16 protein-coding genes are annotated in these 15,530 nt (G+C 48.3%); 2 read left to right on the top strand and 14 right to left on the bottom strand.

The genetic code is table 11. The features are described 5' to 3' along the window. The 4 genes from DW915_RS11230 to thrH all read right to left on the bottom strand — a co-directional run. A partial coding sequence (locus DW915_RS11230) for an RNA-guided endonuclease TnpB family protein (RefSeq protein ID WP_147398434.1) occupies positions 1-368 on the bottom strand: 368 nt, incomplete at its 3' end. Beyond that, entirely contained in the window at positions 368-790 is a 423-nt protein-coding gene (gene tnpA / locus DW915_RS11225; RefSeq protein ID WP_118720243.1) for an IS200/IS605 family transposase, read from the bottom strand. The genes DW915_RS11230 and tnpA, both read right to left, overlap by 1 nt. Before the next feature lie 259 nt (positions 791-1,049). Continuing rightward, the gene (locus tag DW915_RS11220) at positions 1,050-1,892 is read right to left on the bottom strand and encodes an alpha/beta hydrolase (RefSeq protein WP_118742150.1); all 843 of its coding nucleotides are present in this window, start codon (positions 1,890-1,892) and stop codon (positions 1,050-1,052) included. 68 nt (positions 1,893-1,960) lie between these two features. Next, positions 1,961-2,569 carry a bifunctional phosphoserine phosphatase/homoserine phosphotransferase ThrH gene (thrH, locus tag DW915_RS11215; RefSeq protein ID WP_117510974.1) on the bottom strand — a complete coding sequence of 203 codons (609 nt, stop codon included), beginning with the start codon at positions 2,567-2,569 and terminating at the stop codon, positions 1,961-1,963. A 391-nt stretch (positions 2,570-2,960) separates the two neighbouring features. Here thrH and DW915_RS15770 point away from each other — a divergent pair, with 391 nt between their 5' ends. Next, positions 2,961-3,122: a hypothetical protein gene (locus tag DW915_RS15770; RefSeq protein ID WP_158581056.1), complete on the top strand. Its 162-nt coding sequence runs from the start codon at positions 2,961-2,963 to the stop codon at positions 3,120-3,122. A gap of 125 nt (positions 3,123-3,247) precedes the next feature. Continuing rightward, positions 3,248-3,976 carry a hypothetical protein gene (locus tag DW915_RS11210; RefSeq protein WP_022462534.1) on the top strand — a complete coding sequence of 243 codons (729 nt, stop codon included), beginning with the start codon at positions 3,248-3,250 and terminating at the stop codon, positions 3,974-3,976. A gap of 76 nt (positions 3,977-4,052) precedes the next feature. On the opposite strand, the gene DW915_RS11205 is transcribed toward DW915_RS11210, so the two are convergent. The 10 genes from DW915_RS11205 to DW915_RS11160 form a co-directional block, all read right to left on the bottom strand. Beyond that, positions 4,053-5,237, bottom strand: coding sequence for a MalY/PatB family protein (locus DW915_RS11205; RefSeq protein ID WP_118742149.1), 1,185 nt, complete (start codon positions 5,235-5,237; stop codon positions 4,053-4,055). Then, a complete protein-coding gene (locus tag DW915_RS11200; RefSeq protein ID WP_118742148.1) occupies positions 5,218-6,396 on the bottom strand; it encodes a trans-sulfuration enzyme family protein in 1,179 nt (392 codons plus the stop codon). Before DW915_RS11200 ends, DW915_RS11205 begins: the two co-directional genes overlap by 20 nt. 201 nt (positions 6,397-6,597) lie before the next feature. Beyond that, a complete protein-coding gene (locus tag DW915_RS11195) occupies positions 6,598-7,359 on the bottom strand; it encodes an endonuclease/exonuclease/phosphatase family protein (protein WP_022462537.1) in 762 nt (253 codons plus the stop codon). A gap of 229 nt (positions 7,360-7,588) precedes the next feature. Next, complete coding sequence (locus tag DW915_RS11190; RefSeq protein WP_147398433.1) at positions 7,589-7,873, bottom strand: hypothetical protein; 285 nt, start codon at positions 7,871-7,873, stop codon at positions 7,589-7,591. A 174-nt stretch (positions 7,874-8,047) separates the two neighbouring features. Then, positions 8,048-9,790: a dihydroxy-acid dehydratase gene (gene ilvD, locus DW915_RS11185; protein ID WP_118742146.1), complete on the bottom strand. Its 1,743-nt coding sequence runs from the start codon at positions 9,788-9,790 to the stop codon at positions 8,048-8,050. A 142-nt stretch (positions 9,791-9,932) separates the two neighbouring features. After that, positions 9,933-10,826, bottom strand: coding sequence for an ABC transporter permease (locus tag DW915_RS11180; RefSeq protein WP_118742145.1), 894 nt, complete (start codon positions 10,824-10,826; stop codon positions 9,933-9,935). Further along, positions 10,823-11,830 carry an ABC transporter permease gene (locus tag DW915_RS11175; RefSeq protein WP_118660579.1) on the bottom strand — a complete coding sequence of 336 codons (1,008 nt, stop codon included), beginning with the start codon at positions 11,828-11,830 and terminating at the stop codon, positions 10,823-10,825. The genes DW915_RS11180 and DW915_RS11175 overlap by 4 nt, the downstream gene beginning before the upstream one ends. Further along, positions 11,827-12,732, bottom strand: a complete 906-nt coding sequence (locus tag DW915_RS11170; protein WP_118601275.1) for an ATP-binding cassette domain-containing protein — start codon at positions 12,730-12,732, stop codon at positions 11,827-11,829. Before DW915_RS11170 ends, DW915_RS11175 begins: the two co-directional genes overlap by 4 nt. Further along, complete coding sequence (locus DW915_RS11165) at positions 12,722-13,738, bottom strand: ABC transporter ATP-binding protein (protein WP_055227871.1); 1,017 nt, start codon at positions 13,736-13,738, stop codon at positions 12,722-12,724. Before DW915_RS11165 ends, DW915_RS11170 begins: the two co-directional genes overlap by 11 nt. Before the next feature lie 64 nt (positions 13,739-13,802). Beyond that, positions 13,803-15,404 carry an ABC transporter substrate-binding protein gene (locus DW915_RS11160; protein WP_022461445.1) on the bottom strand — a complete coding sequence of 534 codons (1,602 nt, stop codon included), beginning with the start codon at positions 15,402-15,404 and terminating at the stop codon, positions 13,803-13,805. Between the last annotated feature and the right edge of the window lie 126 nt (positions 15,405-15,530).

Here is a 15,530-nt window from a genome sequence, read left to right as displayed (position 1 = left end):
CCCACGATACGAATGTTGTCTTTTTGATTTACCGTTCTGTACGACTGAAAATGGTTATGTTTGCTTTTGAAAGTTGGATGGGACGCCCTTTTTTGAAAAAAGTTTACAAATCCCCGGTCAAGATCCCGCAATGACTGCTGTAATGCGATGGAATCGACTTCTTTCAGAAAAGCAAACTCTTCCTGCTTTTTCAGTTCCGTCAGCATGGCAGAAGTCTGGCCATAGCCGATTTTTTCCCCTTTTTCATAGCCTTCCTTACGCATGGCAAGTCCCCGGTTATAGATAAACCGGCAGCATCCCAGTGTCTGATGGATGAAGTTTTTCTGTTCTCTGTTCGGGTAGATTCTGAATTTGATTCCTTTTTGCATTATCCCATCTTATCCTTTTGTCTCTGCGATGTTTTCTGGTTTTCGATATACTGTTTTACTGCTTCCAGCGGAGCACCGCCCACCGTTGATACAAAATAGCTGTTTGTCCAGAGGGTCGGCATTTTCGTTTTCAGATAGGGAAATTCCTGTCTTAAAATTCTGGACGTATAGCCTTTGAACGATTTTACAGCTTTGTGGATTCCAAACTGAGGGTCTACTTCCAGCAGCATATGAACATGGTCTGGCATGATCTCCATTTCCAGAATGTCTACAGAAAGATTTGCAGCATACTCTGTGAGCAGCTCCTTTAGCCGGACATCTACACCGTTCGTTAATACTTTTCGTCTATATTTGGGACACCATACTACATGGTATTTACAGGAATAGACGACATTATTGTTTGATTTATATGTTGTGTTCATGTTTGTATTATACTATATTTTTCCATTTAATACAACCACTATTTTGTCCATCTCAATTACTTGCGTAAATTCGATGGACGCGTCTTATATCCCTATAGCTAAAGCAAGGGGTTTTACGACGCATTGGATAAAACACATCAAAAAAGCAGAACAAAATGTTGAAAGTGAAATGCTCCTTCCTAAATGACAAGTTTTTCTTCTTTCACCTGTCTGTTCAGAAGGGAGCATTTCACTTCACTTTCGTTCTGCTATTTTTCTTTTACAGTTTTGCGCGGAAGAATGCACAGATTTCGTCCCACACTTCCTTCTGGAAGAAATGGAGATCTGCGTGGTTGGCATCCTCGATCGAAAGCAGTGTGACGTCACATCCCGCTTTTTCCAGCTCATCGTGCAATTCCTCTCCCTGTCCGAACGGAACGGTATGGTCATCCTCTCCGTGGATGATCAGAAACGGCGGTGCGGCTTTTGTCACGAAGCTGACCGGACAGCATGCGAGTGCTTCTTCCGGATGGCGCATCACGTTTTTGCCCATCAGAAGGGACTCCGGAGATGCCGCACACTGCTCCGGATCACTGTACTGGAATCCGCGGAAATCGGTCGGCGGGTACCACGGGCAGGCGGCCTGTACGGCACTGGAATATTCCAGATTTTCTCCCACATCATAAACGGGATCTGTCGCAAGCGCTGCCATGCAGGTCAGATAACCGCCCGCAGACTCTCCCATCACACCGATGCGGTCCGGATCAATGTTGAAGCGATCGGCATGTGCACGCAGATAACGGATTCCTGCTTTCACATCCTGCAGCGGTGCCGGAAATTTTGCCTCATTGCTTGTGCGGTATTCTACCGATGCAACAACGAATCCCTGCTGTGCCAGTACGGACAGATAGGCAAGATGTGCCGAGCGGTCCATCTGGATCCAGGCCCCTCCGCAAATCCATACCACACACGGGTATTTTCTGGTGTTATCCCGTGGGTAAATCAAATCCAGCTTCAAATCCTGCACCGTATTTCCAAACCAGGCATCCGCCTGTGCAAATGTAATTCCTGTTGTGACGCAGAATTGTGGTTTTTCTGCTTCTACCTGAATTCTTCTTCTCATGTAATAAAACCCCCATATTTCTGTTTTCCTGACCGTTCGTCGCAGCCTCCGGAAATCACCTTTTTTGTTTACTTCTCCTCCATTGCCTTTTTGATCGCACCAAGCAGCTCCTCATACGTCTCATACGCCGGAATCTGCGGATAGTCGGCTTTAATTTTGTCGGTCGAGCGGAACAGAAATCCTGCTTTGCTTGCCTGAATCATGCCAAGGTCATTGTAGGAATCACCGCTTGCGATCGTCTCAAATCCGATGGACTGCAGTGCTTTTACAGTCGTAAGCTTCGACTGCTCGACTCTCATCTTAAAACCTGTGATCTCTCCGTTGTCTGCTACTTCCAGAGAGTTGCAGAACAGCGTCGGATAGCCCAGTTTTTTCATCAGCGGTGCGGCAAACTCCGTAAAGGTATCGCTGATCAGGATCACCTGGGAGAAGGTGCGCAGCTCGTCGAGGAACTCTCTTGCGCCCGGCAGCGGGTCGATCTTTTCAATCGTAGCCTGAATTTCTTTCAGTCCAAGGCCGTGCTCTTTTAAGATTCCAAGTCTCCATCTCATCAGTTTATCGTAATCCGGCTCGTCACGTGTCGTTTTTTTTAGTTCCGGGATTCCGCTTGCCTCCGCAAATGCGATCCAGATCTCCGGTACCAGTACTCCTTCTACATCCAGACATGTAATATACATTGTTATGATCCCCTTTCCTGCGCTGCCCGCCTTGTTTGCCGACGGGTTTTTTGTTTTTTTCACAGCATCACTTTACCACACTATATCATAGAATCCATATCACTGCAAATTAAAATCACGTTTTATTTTTCTTATACGTATATATCTCTTCTAAAATTACATTCTTTTTACAAAATCGTTGTTTTTTACAAATTCATATATTTATTTATATGTTTTTTGACTATTGATTTGTTTTTCATATATTTATATAATAATTACAAGTATTTTTATTAATTTTCTATTTTATCATCCATATTAACGAACGAATTTACTTTTCAGATAGTGCACTAATCTAAGGATAAATAAAAAACAAAACCCATCCAACAATACTTATGAACGGAGACCACTCATCATGAAAAAATTAAAAACATGTCTTGCATTTTTTATTTGTTGTATTCTGTCCTTAAATATGGGAATTTGCAATGTAAAGGCAGATAATAATGTTGTTTTATCCAACAAAGCATACCTAGTTAAAAACCGGAATGCCACAAAAGGAAATAGAAAAGCTGGATGATGACGTCATGCAGTTCATTGTGGATGACTTAAAAAGTGGAGGTAAACATTTTGAATATATTAATTCAAAAAAACTTTTAAATCCGGCATCAACTGAATAAAGCCATAAATAAGAGGTAACTCATTATGAAAAAAATCAAATTTTTATTTTTCACCCTGTTATTCTGTTTTTCTGTTCCAGTCAAAGCAGACACTGCATTCGAAAATGACGATACGGTATTGTGCTCTTTCTTAAAAGAAAACGTACCGGAAAATGCTTCGCCAATAGAATCCAGTTTAGAAAACGAGTATCGAAAAACTTCTTCCAAACCTATCGATTTCTATTTTTTTAAACGATCTGAAAAGACAAAAAGTTTCCAAGATCTGTATGCCGCAAATGTACTCACCTATCAGGAAAAATCAGATCGTTCTTTGTTATATCAGACAGTTTTCGATTTTCAAAATATAACCCAGGTAAGAACTGCGAAAGAAGACTTTATCCGTCTGGAGACAGATCCACTGATGTATCTTTTTGAATTAGAAAAAGCAGAATTGTGGACTCGGAACAGCACGGAAGAACCCTGGACGCTGGAACGGAAAATCACAACGCCTGGAAATCCAGATTTTTATCTTCCTTATAGCCAGTTTTCTTCTGATAAAAAATATTTTCGAATTCTGGCATCTTTTTCCTGGAGCCCGAGCCCTGCTGAGGAAAGCGAAGTTTCTTCGCCAGAATATCATTGCATTTATACCTCTGTGTATCCGGTATATCAGATTCCGGTGAAAGTACTCGTTTTGATATGCGGAGGCGCAGCTTTCTTCTTTCTCTACCGGAGACACAAAAAAAATCATATCTCCCAAAAAGATGTTCCGTAAGCTACGCCTTTTCAACATGTTTTCGTCACTGTTCAGAGCCAACTTCCAAAATGCTACGCATCTCATCGGTGTGGCTTTATCTGCTTTTCATCGCATCCCGAATCCGCTCCAGTGCCTCGGTCAGGGTTGCGCGCGGGCAGGCGATGTTGATCCGTTGGAAACCGCGTCCGCTGTCTCCGAAGATCTTTCCGCTGTCCAGCCAGAGTTTTGCTTTGTTGATCATCAGATCCTCCAGTTCATCGACGGAAAGCCCCGTCTTGCGGAAATCGAGCCATACGAGATATGTTCCCTCCAGGTCGATCATCTTCACGCCCGGAAGCTGCTCCTCCACATACTGCCTTGTAAATTCTGCATTTGCCTTCACATAGGAAAGCATTGCCTCATACCACTCCTCGCCCTTATTATATGCCGTCTCGCATGCCACCAGCCCCATCACGCCAAGCTGGCTCGTTCCGGCTGCATCGAGCTGTTTCCGGAATTTCGCACGGAGTTCCGGGTTGGCGATAAAGATGTTTGACATCATCATACTTGCCAGATTGAATGTCTTACTCGGCGCGGTGCAGGTGATCGTGATGTCCTCGTACTCTTTTTTGATCGCAGCAAACACCTGATGCTCGCCCTTAAAAATGAAATCTCCATGGATCTCATCACTTACAACGGTCACGCCGTACTGCACGCAGAGATCGCCGATCGCCGTCAGCTCATCTTTCGTCCAGACTCTTCCGACCGGATTGTGCGGATTGCAGAGGAAAAAGAGCTTTACGTTTTCAGCTTTCAGCTTCTCCTCGAAATCCGCCACATCCATGTGATAGCGGTTATCATCGCCGAGCACCAGCGTGCTGCTGACAACTCTTCTGCCGTTATCCGCAATGACTTCCGAAAATGGATAGTAAACCGGTGACTGGATCAGCACGGCATCCCCGGGCGCGGTGTAAGCCTTGACTGCCATCGCAAGTGCAAATACAACGCCTGGCGTTTTGATCAGCCATTCTTCTTTCGGCTGCCAGTTGTGATGACGTTTCATCCATCCCGCAACGGCCTCAAAATACGGAGTCTGCGCATCGCTGTAGCCGTAAATGCCCATTTTCGCACGCTCTACCAGCGCATCCTCGATGTAGGAGGATGTCTCAAAGTCCATGTCCGCCACCCACAGCGGCAGCACATCGGATGGCATGCCGCGTTTTACTGCAAAGTCATATTTTAAACAGTCTGTATTTTTTCGGTTGATGATTCTGTCAAAATCAAGATTTCTTTCCGCCATTTTTCTCTTCCTCGATTTCTGCAAAGACCTTCGTAAGCTCGCCGATCAGGTCCTCGATATTTTCAATTCCGACGGAAAAACGAAGGGTGCTCTCCGTAATTCCGTTCCGCTCACGGATTTCCTTCGGCACATCGGCATGTGTCTGCGTCGTCGGATACGTAACGAGTGTCTCCACGCCGCCGAGGCTCTCTGCGAAACGGATCATTCTTACCTTTTCCAGAATGGCAAGGGCAAACTCTTTGCTCTCGAGCTGGATTGTCAGCATGGCACCGAAGCCTCTTGCCTGTTTTTTCATAATCTCATAGCCCGGGTGATCCGGCAGTCCCGGATAAATCACTCTTGTGACTGCTTTCTGTTGCTGCAGCCATGCGGCAATCTGTTTTGCATTCTCCTGGGAGCGTTCCATGCGGATGCCAAGCGTCTTCATGCCGCGCAGTACCAGCCAGCAGTCAAACGGAGCAAGGCCTGCACCTGTTGTCTTGATCAGGAAACGCAGTTTTTCCTGAATATCTTCGCGGTTCGTCACGATAAAGCCTGCCAGTGTATCGTTGTGACCACTCAGGTATTTCGTGCCGCTGTGAATCACAACGTCCGCACCGAGATCGAGCGGATTCTGAAAATACGGGGACATAAAGGTGTTGTCCACAATCAGAATCAGGTTGTGGCGTTTTGCGATATCTGCCATCTTTCTGATATCGGTTACGTTCATCATCGGGTTCGTCGGGGTCTCGATGTAGATGGCTTTTGTATTTTCTTTCACATAGCTTTCCACGTCATCACGACAGCAGTCAATACCGGAAAATTCAACGCCGTTTTTCTCATTCACGTGGTGGAACAGACGAATGCTGCCGCCGTACAAATCGGAGTCCGCAATGATGTGGTCCCCCGGGCGGAACAGCTCCATCAGAAGAGAGATCGCTGCCATGCCGGAGCTTAATGCAAATGCGTCAATTCCGTTTTCCAGCACAGCCACCATTTTTTCCAGATGCTCTCTGGTCGGGTTCTGCAGTCTGCTGTAATCAAATCCGGTGCTCTGTCCTACGCCCGGATGCGCATACGTTGCGGTCTGATAAATCGGGTAGCTGAGTGCGCCGTAATGGCTACACTGTCCCTCGTCTTCTTCTAAATGGATACATTTTGTGTCAATTCCTCTTGCCATATGAATAATCTCCTGTTATTTCGTAATTTTTCTTTCTATACTAATCTGATAGGTTTTGTAACGTAACCTATCATAACAGAAAATGCGGCGTTTGTATATTCCCTTTTTTCTTTGACTTGTTATAAGTTTTTCCTATAACTATCGTAAAAAAACGCCGCCAGAAGATTTTTTCTCCCGGCGGCCGCCTCTTGCATCCATATTTTAAATAAGTTCCGCACAGATCGGATAATGATCAGAAAGGCACACACCGTCCTTCTGCTCCGTCCATTTTTCCACCTTTTTCAGTTCCCAGTCCCCTTTGAGAATGATGTAGTCAATCGAGCACTGCGGATCATTCGGATCATCGCGATGATAGTTGTGGAAGGTAATGCCGATTCCTTCCGTCGCATTCACAAGACCGGCAGTTTCCCTCAGCGGTTTCATCTCTTCGCTGTCCGGCTCGGCATTGAAGTCGCCGCTAAGAATCACCGGCACATCGGCAAATGCTTTCTCTGCTCTCAGATGTGCGAGAATCTGCTCCAGGCCAAGCTTTCTCGCCCCGGCGCACTCGTGATCCAGATGGGTGTTGATGACGCGGAACACTTTTCCGGTCTCCATATCCTCAAATACCACATCCGTCGCAGTACGCGGGCACATACTCTGTACCGGATAGCGGGATCCCGGCACGTACGGTGTCGGTGACAGCCAGAAGGTTTCCAGGCTCACACTCTGAAAACGTTCTTTCCGATAGGCAATGATCATTGCCTCACCGGTCAGATCCTTTTCTCTTCCACATCCGGCAATGTAATATTCCGTCAGATTTTCCTTCAGCCAGGCAGCCACATGCGGCAGTACCTCCTGAAAACCGATGATATCCGGCTTTTCCTGTCTGATTTTTTCCAGAATCAGAGGTCTGCGGTAGATAAAATTATTGGCTCCATCCTGGCCAAAATCACAGCGAATATTAAATGTTACAAATTTCATGGTAAAATCCCTCTTTTCATTTGTTTTCCTAACCCTTATTTTTGCTGGAAAGCGCTGTGCTTTCTCTTCTTTTTCTTCGTATTCACACGGCGCAGACACGCATAGCGCAGCTTCAGCCGCATTTTCCAGCTGCAGCCCGGTACCGGCTCCATCAGCTTTTCCAGAAAATGGTTCAGCGTACGTTCCTCATAAGGAGACAGCAGAATCTCACCGTAGATATGTTTCTCGATCAGATGGCAGACACGCGTATATTCGCCTGGCTCGACCGCCGGAAATCTGCGGGCGAGTTCTGCATCGGTTGCTGCTGTTTCTTTGCCGCCGGTCCAAGGCAGATGATCCGCGCCGCCTCCGCCGCAATCACAAGCAGCGTCAGCAGAATCAGAAGCACGCCAAGCAGCCCGAGAAGAAACAGCGAAACACTGCGCAGTACCGGAAGAACGGCTTCGCCTGCCTTGCTCTTTCGGTTTTCCACACCGGTAATCTGCTCCGCCGACAGCGAATTGTTCTCCAGCACCACATTCTTCTGGACAGAATCTGGACTTCCGACCATTTTCTGAAGAGATGCAACATTATACAGGAACCGTTTGTTTTTTAGATATTTTCTTTCACTTGTTTTTCTGTTGCTCCTTCCTCCATTTTTTGCTCTGCCTTAACTTCTAAAGACCATCCCAGAAAAACGCAAGTATTTTTAGTACTCCAGATACGCCCCTTTCATCGGGCTTGCTGCGTGGAGGCTGAAAAGACGGAGTACGCCTTTTTTGTATTTCGGCTCGCGCGGTTTCCAGTTTTGGCGGCGTTCTTTTAAGATCGCATCGATTTCTTCCATGGACTTGCGCTCACCGGCGATTCCGATGATGTTAAGTTTTCGTTCCTTCACATCAATCTCAATCAAATCCCCTTCCTCGACGAGTGCGATCGGGCCGCCGTCTACAGCTTCGGGACTGCAGTGGCCGATGACCGGGCCGGTGGAGGCGCCAGAGAAACGGCCGTCGGTGATAAGCGCGATGCTCTTTCCAAGCTCTTTGTCGCTGCTGATTGCCTCGGAAGTATAGAACATCTCCGGCATACCGCTGCCTTTCGGGCCTTCGTAGCGGATGAAGACGGCGTCGCCTTTCTGTACTTTATGTTTCAGCACGGCATCGAGGCACTCCTCCTCGCTGTCGAACGGTCGGGCACGGAGGACGGCGTGGAACATTTCTTTCGGGCAGGCCGTGTGTTTGATGACGGCTCCCTCCGGCGCAAGGTTTCCGCGCAGAACAGCGATGCTGCCGTCCGTTCCGATCGCCTTGTCATACGGGCGGATAATATCTTCTTTTGTAATCGAAGTTCCATACCGCTCATTGAATTTTGCGAGCCATCCGCTGCACTTCTCATAAAATCCATTTTCACGAAGCTCCGCCAGATTTTCTCCGAGCGTCTTTCCAGTCACCGTCATCACATTGAGATGCAGATGATCTTTGATTTCTTCCATAATCGCCGGAACGCCGCCCGCATAATAGAAGCACTCTGCCGGCCATCTTCCTGCCGGGCGGACATCGAGCAGATACCGCGCATTGCGGTGCAGACGATCGAATGTGTCGCCGGTGATCTCGATGCCCAACTCATGCGCAATGGCCGGGATGTGCAGCAGGCAGTTTGTGCTTCCCGAAATTGCCGCGTGGACAAGAATCGCATTCTCAAAACTCTCTTTCGTCACAAGATCGCTTGGCCGCATATGCTCCATCTGTGCCAGTTTTACCGCCTGGCGGCCTGCCTCCCGTGCATATGCCAGAAGATCCGGGCTTGTCGCCGGCATCAGAGCGCTTCCAGGCAGGGCAAGGCCGAGTGCCTCCGCCATGATCTGCATCGTGGATGCCGTTCCGATAAACGAACAGGCACCGCAGCTCGGGCAGGCATTGCATTTCGCCCAGTCGAGCTTCTCCTCGTCGATCTCACCGCGCTCAAATTTTGCGCTGTACATGCCAAGCTGCTCCAGTGTCAGCATCTCCGGTCCCGCATTCATCGTTCCGCCTGGCACAACAATCGCCGGAATATCGACACGCGCAAGGCCGATCAGATTGCCCGGCATACCCTTGTCGCAGCTCGACAGATAGACGCCGCCGTCAAACGGTGTCGCATTCGCGTGGATCTCGATCATATTGGCAATCATCTCGCGGCTCGCAAGACTGTAGTTGATGCCGTCCGTTCCCTGGCTCTCGCCGTCACAGATGTCGGTGCAGAAATACCGCGCCCCGAAGCCCCCCGCTTCCGCAACGCCTTTCCGCACTTCCTCGACCAGCAGATTTAAGTGGCCGCTTCCCGGATGGCTGTCCCCGTACGTACTCTCCACCATAATCTGCGGTTTTTCAAGATCCTCTTTTTTCCATCCTGTTCCAATCCGGAGCGGATCCATCTCCGGTGCAAGTTTCCGCATTTCCTGACTCTTCAGCATTTCCTTCTCCTCCCGCTGTTTTTTTTTAGGTATTAAAAATACTCTTTCTGCTTTTCACTATAGCAATCCCTGTATTTGATTGCAAGACAAAAAAGCTGCAGTCTGCAGGGATTCCCCACAGACCGCAGCCTCTCTGAACAGCTCACAGATTTCTCTGTTTTCTGTTTGCCTGCTTCCGCAGATAATTTCCAATGCTTGTAAAACTAAGCAGCGTCACAATCAGAAAAACACCCGGGATCAGAATGATCCACCATGCCTTTGTCATCAGCGCTTTTTCCGAAAGTGACAGCATGCTGCCCCAGGAAATCACCTCCAGCGGAAGACCGATTCCCATAAAACTCAGTGTGGATTCTGCTACAATCGCACTTCGGATGTTCATAACCACCATAAACATAATAGACGAAAAAAAGTTCGGTGCCAGATGGTGCCATAAAATATAGAAAAAACTGCCTCCCATACAGCGCGACGCAATCACGTATTCACTGTTCCGGATCTGCCGTACTTCGGTCCGCACAACCTTTGTAATGCTTGTCCAGCTTGTCATTCCGATCACGGCAGAAATCGTAATCACATTGGATTTTCCCGCAGCGGCCAGAAGAAAAATGACAAGAAGAAGATTCGGCACCGACAAAAAGATCTCGGTCAGCCGCATCAGAAGTGCGTCCAGCCACGCCGGTGCACATCCGCTGACTGCGCCGAAGAGAACGGCAATCACAGTGGAAATCAGCGTAGAAAGCAGACCGATCGCCAGCGATATTCTGCCGCCGTACCAGATCATCGAGAAAATATCTCTTCCCATCGTATCGGTTCCAAACAGAAATTCCCGGCACGGCATGACGGAACAGTTTTTCAGATCCATATACGAGGGATCCTTCGTCATAATCTGCCCACAGAAAAGGCAGCCCAGCACAAGAAGACCCAGAAAAAGCTCTGCTGCCACCGGCCGGTCCTGATACCATTTTTTCTTTTTTTCTGCTTCTGTTTTTTCTGCAGGCCTCTCTCCTGCAAATTGAAATAATTGTGTTTTTTCTGTCACAGCATCATTACCTCCGATGTTTCTGCCGCTTCTTTCTCCCGCATCCGCGGATCAATTCTCTCGTTGATGATCTGTGCCGCCATATTGCACAGAATCACAACGATTCCGGACATCAGGCAAAGCAGCATCAGAAGATTGTAATCTTTGTACCGTGCGCTCTCATACGCCAGCGTTCCGATACCGGGATACGAGAAAACCGTTTCTACAATATAGGTTCCCCCCAGCACATGCGGAACAGAAATGGCCATGATGCCAAGATACGACGGAATCGTATTCCGCAGGCAATGCCGGAACAGAACCGTCTTTCGTTTCAGCCCCTTGGCTCTTGCCAGAAGCACATACTCTTCCCGCACTTCATCCAGAATTTTATTGCGGATCATGTATGCGTAATACCACAAATGACTCAGCACTACGACCGTCATCGGCAGGATCAGATGACAGACACGGTCAGAAAAATCTGCCTGTTTTCCAACAGAGTAGGCACCGGAACTCGGCAGCCATTTGAGCTGCATGGAAAAAACAAGAATCAGAAGCAGCGACAGCCAGAATTCCGGAATACATCCCGTGATGGTTCCCACCTTACAGATGATGCGGTCCAGCCAAGTATCTTCCTTCCATGCACAGAGAATTCCAAGAAGCAGCGCGAGGGTGAAAATCAGCAGAAATCCAATGCCGCCAAGCACCAGCGTATTTCCAATTCTTCCCTCGATCACGCGCGTTACATCCATTTTATATTTGTACGAAATTCCGAAATCCCCATGCAGTGCATTGCCTGCCCAGCGGATATACTGTACGGAAATGGGATCCTTCAGTCCCAATTTTTCTTCGGCCCACGCTCTTTCTTCGGGCGTCATTTTTTCCACGCGGTCTCCGTAATATGATACCAGCGGATCTCCCGGCGCAAGCCTTGAAATATAAAATACGAGCACAGACAGCAGCAGAACACTTGCCAGAAATGCCGCTGCTTTTTTTCCATAGTAAAGCACTCTGTTCCGGCTTTTCATCCTGCATCGCCTCCCTCCATCAGCACAAAATGATCTTTTTCCACTTCCCGCAGTGTTCCCGTCCGGGGAAATTCTGTATTGGAAAAATCCGGTACAGCTCTCGCTCTTTCCCTTCGCGGATCCGGAATCGGAATGGCCGCGATCAGTGCTTTCGTATACGGATGCAGCGGATTTTCAAACACGGCCCGCGCCGGGCCGGTCTCCACCAGTTTTCCATGGTACATCACACCTACTCTGTCACACAGAAATTCGACCATATCCAGATCATGCGCAATAAACAGAAACGAAAAACCGTGCTCCTTCTGCAGATGACGGAACAGATTCACAATCTGTGCCTGTATCGACGCGTCCAGCGATGCAATCGGTTCATCCGCCACCAGAAGCTCCGGCTCCATCGTCAGTGCCCGTGCAATCGCAACGCGCTGCCGCTGTCCGCCGGACAATTCTCCCGGATATTTTTTCAGATATTCCGGATCCAGCCCCACGTATTTCATCTGGAATCTGGCTTCCTCCTCATAGCTTCCCCGCAGCGGCCGGATTTTCTGCACGCGCATCGGCTCCTCAATAATGTCGCGGACCTTCATCTTCTGATTCAGACTGGAACCGGAATCCTGAAAAATCATCTGGCGTGTCGTCTGCAGCATTTTTTTATTTTTCCGGAACTGGCCTCTGTCGCAGGTATCAATCCCTTTATAATAAATCTGGCCGGCATATGGCTGATAAATATTCATCACACAGCGTGCAGCGGTAGATTTTCCGGAACCGGATTCTCCTACCAGTCCAAAAATTTCTCCTCTTCGAATCTGAAACGATACATCATCGACTGCCTTGACTGCTGTTTTCCGGGACAGTGGAAAAATATGGGTCAGATGACGCACATCCAGCAAAATCTCATGTTCCATCTGTGTTTCCTCCTATCGGCGGCACAACCTTCGGTGCTCTCTCATCCAGCAGCCATGTTGCCGCATAATGGCTGTCTGTGACCCGGAACATCGGCGGCTCCTCCTCAAAATCAATTTCCAGCGCATAAGCATTGCGGCTGGCAAAGGCATCGCCCTTCGGCGGATGGAGAAGAGACGGCGGCATTCCCGGGATAGACGGCAGGCTTTCTTTTCCCCTCGAAAACGCCGGTATGGAACGCAGCAGTCCCCACGTATACGGATGACGGGGATCATAGAAAATCTCATCCACGGTTCCAATCTCTACTATTTTTCCCGCATACATGACCGCTACCCGGTCTGCGATCCGCGCTACAACGCCAAGGTCATGTGTGACAAAGACCGTTGCCGTTCCCAGTTTTTTCTGAATTTCCCGAAGCAGGTCCAGAATCTGTGCCTGAATCGTCACATCCAGCGCTGTCGTCGGCTCATCAGCAAACAGAATTTCCGGATTGCCCGCCAGCGCAATCGCCAGTACGATCCGCTGCCGCATTCCGCCGGAAAAGTGATACGGATATGCCTTTTTCCGCTCTTCTGCCTGCTCGATTCCCACCAGCTGCATCAATTCTGTCACTCTCTGTTCCACTTCTTCTTTTCCCATGTCTTTCTGATGCGCCCGCACTGCCTCTGCAATCTGCGCTCCGACTGTCATCGTCGGATTTAAGGAAGTCATCGGATTCTGGAAAACCATCGAGAACAGTTTTCCCCGCAGTTCCCGCATTCTTCGCTCCCCGTATCCTGCAATTTCTTCTCCATTGACCAGAATTTTTCCGTTTTTGATCTTTGCATTCTCCGGCAGCAGCTTCATAATGCTTTTGCAGAGCACACTTTTTCCGCAGCCTGACTCGCCTACAACAGCGAGCACCTCACCTGCATTCAGGGAAAAGCTGACATCGCGGACCGCCTGTACTTCCCCCTCATCCGTAAAAAAGCTGACGGAAAGATGTTCCACTTTTAATCGTTCCTTCATTCCATTTTTCTCCTATACAGACAAAAAGGAGGTAACCATACCTCCTTCGTCTGCTTTTTTGTTTTTATTCTTCGATTGTCCAGTCCTGAATATTCCAGAAAATACCAACGCCGTGGTGGCCCAGCACCGTGTCTTTGGAAATGCCCTGAATACCGGAATCTGCCACATAATTTGCATCAATATAACAGATGAATGCATAGGCCGGATCTTCTGCCAGTTCTTCCTGGAATTTTCCGTAATATTCTTTCCGCACTTCCGGATCGTCACTCTGACGGGCAAGAGACAGATACTCATCTACTTTTTCATTGGAATAGCTCGAATAATTCGCCCCTTTGTCCGTGCCGAAAACCTTATATGTATGATCGTCCGCATCGAACGGGCTTCCCCAGCCGATCAGGCAGGCCATCTGTCCGCCCCAGTCCATCTGTGCCGGAATTTCTACGGTACAGTTGATTCCGGTTTCCCGGAGCTGCTGTGCTGCTGCCTGGGCAATATCAATGCGGTCCTGCTCACCGGACATCACGCTGATGACAAAACCGATTTCTTCGCCGTCCCGCTCATAGAAACCATCGCTGTTTCTGGTGCATCCGGCCGCTTCCAGAATTTCCTGTGCTTTTTCCGGATTGTAATCATAATGTTCTACGTTTTCGTTATTGTAAATGTTCCGCTGCAGCGGACTGTATGCCGCCATTCCCTCGCCAAGAAGCACAGAATCGATAATGGCCTGGCGGTCAATCGAATAACAGACGGCCGGAATGATATCCCTGTTTTTCGTCCAGTAATCATTCGCAAAGTTAAATAAGATTCCGCGGTAATCTGCCGTTGTCATGTCGTAGCAGGTAAAACCGTCTTTTTCTTTGAAATTCTGCGCATTTTTCGGGTCAAGCAGCGCCAGATCCAGTTCGCCGGATTCCAGCTGCATCGCCTGTGCATTATCATCTGGTACAATTTTGAAAATGACCTTGTCAATCTTTGGTGCCCCAAGGTAATAATCTTCATTTTTTACCAGAACAATCGACTGGCCTTCGTCCCAGCTCTCCAGTTTATACGGGCCGGTTCCAACCGGTGCACGGAAGAAATCCGATTCCTGCATATTTTCACCTTCCAGCAGGTGCTTCGGCAGGATGGCCATCGTCATGTATTCCAGGAAAGCCACGTTCGGCTCGGAAAGGCGGAAGGAAACGGTGCTGTCATCTATAACTGTAATCTCTTCTACATCCTCATAATTTGGTGCATTTTCAGATCCGTTTTCCGGATCCATGATCGCTTCGATGGTGAATTTCACATCGTCCGCCGTAAATTTTTCTCCATCATGCCATTGGATGCCGTCCCGGATATGAAAGGTGTAGGTGCAGGTTTCTGCATCGTACTCCCATTTTTCTGCCAGACCCGGAACAATGTTGTCATCCGCATCGTGTGCGGTCAGTCCGTTGAACAGCAGCAGATTAATTTCACCGTGCTCATCCATCGCCGGATTAATCCTGGTATAATCAGCAGAACCATAAACCAGGGTCGTCTCTTCCTCCCCTGTCTGGCCGGAAGAAGCTTCCGTCTCTGTTTTCGACAAATCTGTACTGTTGCTGTTTTTCCCGCTGTCCTGACCGCATGCCGCAAGGGATGCTGCAAGAGACACCATCAGCATCAAAGATAATATTTTCTTTTTCATCCTTTTCCTCCCATTTTCAGACCGTTTTTACCCGGACTGACCGCTTTTTTGCTTTGTACTCCCATGATCTGCGCGCCTGATCCATGTACTGTTCGTTCATTATATTTGATATTTCAGGCTCTCACA

This window comes from Blautia sp. AM42-2 (assembly GCF_003480245.1).
GTDB lineage: Bacteria > Bacillota > Clostridia > Lachnospirales > Lachnospiraceae > Fusicatenibacter > Fusicatenibacter saccharivorans.
This window is presented reverse-complemented; position numbering and strand designations above follow the sequence as displayed.

Bases quoted from the DNA above. Each gene is read 5' to 3' on its own strand.
- tnpA (WP_118720243.1), bottom strand. From the start codon at position 790: ATGAACACAACATATAAATCAAACAATAATGTCGTCTATTCCTGTAAA.
- DW915_RS11160 (WP_022461445.1), bottom strand. From the start codon at position 15,404: ATGAAAAAGAAAATATTATCTTTGATGCTGATGGTGTCTCTTGCAGCA.
- DW915_RS11195 (WP_022462537.1), bottom strand. From the start codon at position 7,359: ATGAAATTTGTAACATTTAATATTCGCTGTGATTTTGGCCAGGATGGA.
- DW915_RS11220 (WP_118742150.1), bottom strand. From the start codon at position 1,892: ATGAGAAGAAGAATTCAGGTAGAAGCAGAAAAACCACAATTCTGCGTC.
- DW915_RS11175 (WP_118660579.1), bottom strand. From the start codon at position 11,830: ATGAAAAGCCGGAACAGAGTGCTTTACTATGGAAAAAAAGCAGCGGCA.
- ilvD (WP_118742146.1), bottom strand. From the start codon at position 9,790: ATGCTGAAGAGTCAGGAAATGCGGAAACTTGCACCGGAGATGGATCCG.
- DW915_RS11205 (WP_118742149.1), bottom strand. From the start codon at position 5,237: ATGGCGGAAAGAAATCTTGATTTTGACAGAATCATCAACCGAAAAAAT.
- DW915_RS15770 (WP_158581056.1), top strand. From the start codon at position 2,961: ATGAAAAAATTAAAAACATGTCTTGCATTTTTTATTTGTTGTATTCTG.
- DW915_RS11165 (WP_055227871.1), bottom strand. From the start codon at position 13,738: ATGAAGGAACGATTAAAAGTGGAACATCTTTCCGTCAGCTTTTTTACG.
- DW915_RS11200 (WP_118742148.1), bottom strand. From the start codon at position 6,396: ATGGCAAGAGGAATTGACACAAAATGTATCCATTTAGAAGAAGACGAG.
- thrH (WP_117510974.1), bottom strand. From the start codon at position 2,569: ATGTATATTACATGTCTGGATGTAGAAGGAGTACTGGTACCGGAGATC.
- DW915_RS11170 (WP_118601275.1), bottom strand. From the start codon at position 12,732: ATGGAACATGAGATTTTGCTGGATGTGCGTCATCTGACCCATATTTTT.
- DW915_RS11210 (WP_022462534.1), top strand. From the start codon at position 3,248: ATGAAAAAAATCAAATTTTTATTTTTCACCCTGTTATTCTGTTTTTCT.